The 5300-nt window shown below is 49.8% G+C and carries 2 tRNA genes and 3 rRNA genes; all 5 read right to left on the minus strand.

From position 1 onward, the window contains the following. Positions 1–7: 7 nt before the first annotated feature. Positions 8–122, minus strand: a 5S ribosomal RNA gene (gene rrf, locus E2K52_RS13250). A gap of 190 nt (positions 123–312) precedes the next feature. After that, a 23S ribosomal RNA gene (locus E2K52_RS13255) occupies positions 313–3205 on the minus strand. A 346-nt stretch (positions 3206–3551) separates the two neighbouring features. Next, positions 3552–3627: transfer RNA gene (locus E2K52_RS13260), tRNA-Ala, on the minus strand. Between the two features lie 68 nt (positions 3628–3695). Continuing rightward, a tRNA-Ile gene (locus E2K52_RS13265) sits at positions 3696–3772 on the minus strand. 59 nt (positions 3773–3831) lie between these two features. Continuing rightward, a 16S ribosomal RNA gene (locus E2K52_RS13270) occupies positions 3832–5300 on the minus strand; the annotation flags it as partial.

The raw sequence follows: 5300 nt of genomic DNA on the forward strand, positions 1-5300 counted from the left end.
AATAATGAGCTGGCGATGACTTACTCTCACATGGGTAACCCCACACTACCATCAGCGCAAAGAGGTTTCACTTCTGAGTTCGGGAAGGGATCAGGTGGTTCACTCTTGCTATGGTCGCCAGCACAACTGTTTATGGACTTGTTCGGGTCTTATCTGACTGCTTTTGCAGTGTTTGCCTTACTTGGTACCAAATAGAATACATTAACAGGGATATCTGGGTTGAATATTGTCGTACTAACGAGCTTCTGAATCAAGCTGTTTTGCTGGATATCGAATCAATTGTGCTTTATACAACAACTGTTTGGGTGTTGTATAGTCAAGCCTCACGAGCAATTAGTACTGGTCAGCTTCATGTATCGCTACACTTCCACATCCAGCCTATCAACGTCGTAGTCTTCAACGGCTCTTTAGGAGACATAAAGTCTCGGGGAAATCTTATCTTGAGGTAGGCTTCCCGCTTAGATGCTTTCAGCGGTTATCCCTTCCGAACATAGCTACCCGGCGATGCCACTGGCGTGACAACCGGTACACCAGAGGTTCGTCCACTCTGGTCCTCTCGTACTAGGAGCAGATCCTCTCAAATTTCCAACGCCCACGGTAGATAGGGACCGAACTGTCTCACGACGTTCTAAACCCAGCTCGCGTACCTCTTTAAATGGCGAACAGCCATACCCTTGGGACCTGCTTCAGCCCCAGGATGAGATGAGCCGACATCGAGGTGCCAAACACCGCCGTCGATATGAACTCTTGGGCGGTATCAGCCTGTTATCCCCAGAGTACCTTTTATCCGTTGAGCGATGGCCCTTCCATACAGAACCACCGGATCACTAAGACCTACTTTCGTACCTGCTCGACTTGTTGGTCTCGCAGTTAAGCGCGCTTTTGCCTTTATACTCTACGCGTGATTTCCGACCACGCTGAGCGCACCTTCGTACTCCTCCGTTACTCTTTAGGAGGAGACCGCCCCAGTCAAACTACCCACCAGACATGGTCCTCGTCCCGGATCACGGGACAGAGTTAGAACCTCAATATTACCAGGGTGGTATTTCAAGGATGGCTCCATGGCAACTGGCGTCGCCACTTCAAAGCCTCCCACCTATCCTACACAGGTAAGATCAAAGTTCAATGTCAAGCTGCAGTAAAGGTTCACGGGGTCTTTCCGTCTAGCCGCGGGTACACCGCATCTTCACGGCGAATTCGATTTCACTGAGCCTCTGCTGGAGACAGCGCCGCCATCATTATGCCATTCGTGCAGGTCGGAACTTACCCGACAAGGAATTTCGCTACCTTAGGACCGTTATAGTTACGGCCGCCGTTTACTGGGGCTTCGATCAAGAGCTTCGCTTACGCTAACCCCATCAATTAACCTTCCAGCACCGGGCAGGCATCACACCCTATACGTCCACTTTCGTGTTTGCAGAGTGCTATGTTTTTAATAAACAGTTGCAGCGGCCTGGTTTCTGAGGCTGCCAGCAGCTCAAGGAGCAAGTCCTATCACCACCGGCAGCGTACCTTCTCCCGAAGTTACGGTACCATTTTGCCTAGTTCCTTCAGCAGAGTTCTCTCAAGCGCTTTGGTCTACTCGACCTGACCACCTGTGTCGGTTTCGGGTACGATTCCTGTGTAACTGAAGCTTAGAGACTTTTCCTGGAAGCATAGTATCAGCCACTTCACCAGTAAACTGGCTTGCTATCAGTTCTCAGCATAGAGCACCCCGGATTTGCCTAAGATGCATGCCTACAACCTTTCACCTGGACAACCAACGCCAGGCTGACTTAACTTACTCCGTCCTCTCATCGCATTACACAGAAGTATTGGAATATTAACCAATTTCCCATCGACTACGCCTCTCGGCCTCGCCTTAGGGGTCGACTCACCCAGCCCCGATTAACGTTGGACTGGAACCCTTGGTCTTTCAGCGAACGGGTTTTTCACCCGTTTTATCGTTACTCACGTCAGCATTCGCACTTCTGATACCTCCAGCAGACTTCTCAATCCACCTTCATCGGCTTACAGAACGCTCCCCTACCACTTACGCATAAGCGTAAATCCGCAGCTTCGGTACTATATTTTAGCCCCGTTACATCTTCCGCGCAGGCCGACTCGACTAGTGAGCTATTACGCTTTCTTTAAAGGGTGGCTGCTTCTAAGCCAACCTCCTAGCTGTCTATGCCTTCCCACATCGTTTCCCACTTAATATAGATTTAGGGACCTTAGCTGGCGGTCTGGATTGTTTTCCTCTTGACTACGGACGTTAGCACCCGCAGTCTGTCTCCCGGATAGTACTCATTGGTATTCGGAGTTTGCATCGGTTTGGTAAGTCGGGATGACCCCCTAGCCGAAACAGTGCTCTACCCCCAATGGTATTCGTCCGAGGCGCTACCTAAATAGCTTTCGGGGAGAACCAGCTATCACCGAGTTTGATTAGCCTTTCACCCCTATCCACAAGTCATCCCCCGGCTTTTCAACGACGGTGGGTTCGGTCCTCCAGTTAGTGTTACCCAACCTTCAACCTGCTCATGGATAGATCACCCGGTTTCGGGTCTATACCCAGCAACTAAAACGCCCTATTAAGACTCGATTTCTCTACGGCTCCCCTATTCGGTTAACCTCGCTACTGAATATAAGTCGCTGACCCATTATACAAAAGGTACGCAGTCACCGAACAAGTCGGCTCCCACTGCTTGTATGCATGCGGTTTCAGGATCTATTTCACTCCCCTCACAGGGGTTCTTTTCGCCTTTCCCTCACGGTACTGGTTCACTATCGGTCAGTCAGGAGTATTTAGCCTTGGAGGATGGTCCCCCCATATTCAGACAAGGTTTCACGTGCCTCGCCCTACTCGACATCATTATCTAAGCCCTTTCGTGTACAGGACTATCACCCACTATGGTTGCACTTCCCAGAGCATTCCACTAAAACTTAGATAACTTAATGGGCTCTTCCCCTTTCGCTCGCCGCTACTGAGGGAATCTCAATTGATTTCTTTTCCTACGGGTACTGAGATGTTTCACTTCCCCGCGTTCGCCTCAATAACCTATGTATTCAGTTATTGATACCTACCTTATGGTAAGTGGGTTTCCCCATTCAGACATCTCCGGATCACAGGATATTTGCCGCCTCCCCGGAGCTTTTCGCAGGCTATCACGTCTTTCATCGCCTCTGACTGCCAAGGCATCCACCACATGCACTTAATTACTTGACTATACAACCCCAAACAGTCGTTCATCCCTACAAGCAGGATGAGCAACATGATTAACCAGTTTCTCAGTCAATCACACAGTTGGCGTTTGTGCACTTAAGCACTGTACAGCTTCAATTAGATTCATATACCAAAACGCTTGATTCAGTTAATTTCGCTAGTTCTCATTTCAAGTACAGTCATTAACAGGTAATAAATTACTGTTAACTTCCGTTCTATCTATGAGTATGAACAAATTATTTCAACTCAAATATATGCTGTTAATGATTTTTCTAGCCTTCGTCAGGTCTAGAAACTGTGATAAATCACAGAGGTTAACAAGTATAAACTTACTAAGCTCTATAATCTATGGTGGAGACTAGGAGAGTCGAACTCCTGACCTCCTGCGTGCAAAGCAGGCGCTCTACCAACTAAGCTAAGTCCCCAGCTTATCATTTAGATTTAATGTTTCTGATTCTCCGTCTTACTCTGCAATTGCTTGCTTCGTCAGTAGTGGTGGGTCTGACAAGACTTGAACTTGTGACCCCACGCTTATCAAGCGTGTGCTCTAACCAACTGAGCTACAGACCCTCAGATACATCAATGAAGAACAACTTGTTGTGGATTCTTACCAATCGTCAATCTTTCGTTAAGGAGGTGATCCAGCCGCAGGTTCCCCTACGGCTACCTTGTTACGACTTCACCCCAGTCATTGGCCACACCGTGGTGAACGTCCTCCCGAGGGTTAGACTATCCACTTCTGGTGCAACAAACTCCCATGGTGTGACGGGCGGTGTGTACAAGGCCCGGGAACGTATTCACCGCGGCATTCTGATCCGCGATTACTAGCGATTCCGACTTCATGGAGTCGAGTTGCAGACTCCAATCCGGACTACGATCGGCTTTTTGAGATTAGCATCACATCGCTGTGTAGCAACCCTTTGTACCGACCATTGTAGCACGTGTGTAGCCCTGGCCGTAAGGGCCATGATGACTTGACGTCGTCCCCGCCTTCCTCCAGTTTGTCACTGGCAGTATCCTTAAAGTTCCCACCCGAAGTGCTGGCAAATAAGGAAAAGGGTTGCGCTCGTTGCGGGACTTAACCCAACATCTCACGACACGAGCTGACGACAGCCATGCAGCACCTGTATCAGAGTTCCCGAAGGCACCAATCCATCTCTGGAAAGTTCTCTGTATGTCAAGGCCAGGTAAGGTTCTTCGCGTTGCATCGAATTAAACCACATGCTCCACCGCTTGTGCGGGCCCCCGTCAATTCATTTGAGTTTTAGTCTTGCGACCGTACTCCCCAGGCGGTCTACTTATCGCGTTAGCTGCGCCACTAAAGCCTCAAAGGCCCCAACGGCTAGTAGACATCGTTTACGGCATGGACTACCAGGGTATCTAATCCTGTTTGCTCCCCATGCTTTCGCACCTCAGCGTCAGTATTAGGCCAGATGGCTGCCTTCGCCATCGGTATTCCTCCAGATCTCTACGCATTTCACCGCTACACCTGGAATTCTACCATCCTCTCCTATACTCTAGCCCCCCAGTATCGAATGCAATTCCCAAGTTAAGCTCGGGGATTTCACATCCGACTTAAAGAGCCGCCTACGCGCGCTTTACGCCCAGTAAATCCGATTAACGCTCGCACCCTCTGTATTACCGCGGCTGCTGGCACAGAGTTAGCCGGTGCTTATTCTGCGAGTAACGTCCAGCACTCCTGGGTATTAACCAGGGTACTCTCCTCCTCGCTTAAAGTGCTTTACAACCAAAAGGCCTTCTTCACACACGCGGCATGGCTGGATCAGGGTTCCCCCCATTGTCCAATATTCCCCACTGCTGCCTCCCGTAGGAGTCTGGGCCGTGTCTCAGTCCCAGTGTGACGGATCATCCTCTCAGACCCGTTACAGATCGTCGCCTTGGTAGGCCTTTACCCCACCAACTAGCTAATCTGACTTAGGCTCATCTATTAGCGCAAGGTCACAAGTGATCCCCTGCTTTCCCCCGTAGGGCGTATGCGGTATTAGCGCTCCTTTCGGAACGTTGTCCCCCACTAATAGGCAGATTCCTAAGTATTACTCACCCGTCCGCCGCTAGGTTCCAGTAGCAAGCTACCTTC

This window comes from Acinetobacter sp. RF14B, assembly GCF_006864105.1.
Taxonomy (GTDB): Bacteria; Pseudomonadota; Gammaproteobacteria; order Pseudomonadales; family Moraxellaceae; genus Acinetobacter; species Acinetobacter lwoffii_C.